Source organism: Parvibaculum sp. (genome assembly GCF_049672805.1).
Lineage (GTDB): Bacteria > Pseudomonadota > Alphaproteobacteria > Parvibaculales > Parvibaculaceae > Parvibaculum.
Genome location: NZ_JBATWS010000193.1, coordinates 1 through 2,051 on the forward strand (window position 1 = coordinate 1; position 2,051 = coordinate 2,051).

The following is a 2,051-nucleotide window of genomic DNA, read 5'->3' on the forward strand; positions in this document are numbered from 1 at the left end:
GTCTTGCACCGTCTGGTCATCATTGCCGAGCTGCTGGTAGGCGAATACTGCCACCACAGCGAGCAGGATGATGACGATGGCGGTTTTCATGAAGTTGGACATGGTCTTTTCCTCTTGGCGTTTTCGCCCAGTGTTTCACCCCGGCTGCAGGCACCCCCCGCAGCCCGATCCAGGACCCCCCGCTTCACGCTCCCACGGTTCAGGCGGGCGCCCGAATGCGATGTTAGGGATGATTTGGGGAAAAATACCACAGTGAAAGGGCCACACTCGGCAATTCTTTTTCATGTGGTTTACGCCGCGGCAGGTCTGAAACGGAGCCGAAACGACGCCGAAATGCGCATTTCGGACGTGAGCCTGCGGCAGCGGCCCTTGCTGGCCGGTTGAGGAGCGCGCTAAACAGGGTTGTAAAATCATACATCCAAGGGAGACGCGCGAAGCGCAAGCGCCGCGCGGGCAGGATATGGCAAAGGAACTCACGCATTTCATCGGCGGCGCCCATGTGACCGGCAAGAGCGGCCGGTTTCTGGATGTCACCAATCCGAATACAGGTGAGGTGACTGCGCGCACCCCGCTCGCAACGGCGGCAGAGCTGAACAGCGCCGTCGAGGCGGCCGCTGCCGCCTTCCCGGACTGGGCGGCCACCAATCCGCAGCGCCGCGCTCGCGTGATGTTCGAATTCAAGCGCCTCGTCGAAGCGAATATGGATGAGCTTGCCCATATGCTCTCCTCCGAGCACGGAAAGGTGCTCGCAGATTCACGCGGCGACATTCAGCGTGGTCTTGAAGTGATCGAGTTCGCCTGCGGCATCCCGCATCTCATGAAGGGCGAGTTCACGGAAGGCGCCGGCCCCGGCATTGACATGTATTCGATGCGTCAGCCGCTCGGCGTTGTGGCGGGCATCACGCCGTTCAACTTCCCGGCCATGATTCCGATGTGGATGTTCGGCGTGGCGATTGCCTGCGGCAACACCTTCATCTGCAAGCCTTCCGAGAAAGACCCCTCCGTGCCGCTCCGTCTTGCGGAACTGATGATGGAGGCAGGCGCACCTGCCGGTGTGCTCAATGTCGTCAATGGCGACAAGGAAGCGGTGGATGCGATCCTCACACATCCGGCCATTCCGGCGGTGAGCTTTGTCGGCTCGTCTGACATTGCCCATTACGTCTATTCCACGGCTGCCGCACATGGAAAGCGTGTGCAGGCGATGGGTGGTGCGAAGAACCATGCGATCATCATGCCGGATGCCGACATGGATCAGGTCGTGAATGATCTCATCGGCGCAGGCTATGGCTCGGCGGGCGAGCGCTGCATGGCGATTTCGGTTGCCGTGCCCGTGGGTGAGGAAACGGCGGACCGTCTTATCGAAAAGCTCGTGCCGCGCGTGCAGTCGCTCAAGGTCGGTCTCTCAACCGAACCCGACAGCGATTACGGCCCGCTCATCAGCAAGGCGCATCTCGAAAAGGTGAAGTCCTATATCGATCTCGGTGTGAAGGAAGGCGCGAAGCTTCTCGTTGATGGCCGCGACTTCAAGCTTCAGGGCTATGAAAACGGCTTCTTCCTTGGCGGTTCTCTCTTCGATCATGTGACGCCGGAGATGAAGAGCTATAACGACGAAATCTTCGGTCCGGTGCTCCAGATCGTCCGTTCAAAGAGCTTTGATGACGCGGTGTCGCTGCCGACCAATCACCAATATGGCAATGGCGTTGCAATCTTCACGCGGGATGGCGATGCGGCGCGCACCTTCGCCTCGCGGGTGCAGGTCGGCATGGTCGGCATCAACGTGCCGCTGCCGGTGCCGCTTGCCTATCACACATTTGGCGGCTGGAAGCGGTCTGCCTTTGGCGACACGAACCAGCACGGGCCGGAAGGCGTGAAGTTCTGGACGCGGATCAAGACGGTGACTTCCCGCTGGCCCACAGGCGGCGTGAAGGAAGGTTCTTCCTTCGTCATTCCGACGATGAAATAGGCTGGCGACCCACCGATGGGGCCAATATCGCCCAAATATTCCTGAAAATGGCGCCTTCCGAAAGGGAGGCGCCATTCTCATATGGGTC

General features: G+C 60.0%; 1 protein-coding gene. It reads left to right on the forward strand.

Features of this window, described 5'->3' with window-relative positions; all coding sequences use genetic code 11:
* Nucleotides 1–460: 460 nt before the first annotated feature.
* Nucleotides 461–1,963, forward strand: coding sequence for a CoA-acylating methylmalonate-semialdehyde dehydrogenase (locus WBF74_RS06275; protein WP_424436835.1), 1,503 nt, complete (start codon nucleotides 461–463; stop codon nucleotides 1,961–1,963).
* Nucleotides 1,964–2,051: the final 88 nt, after the last annotated feature.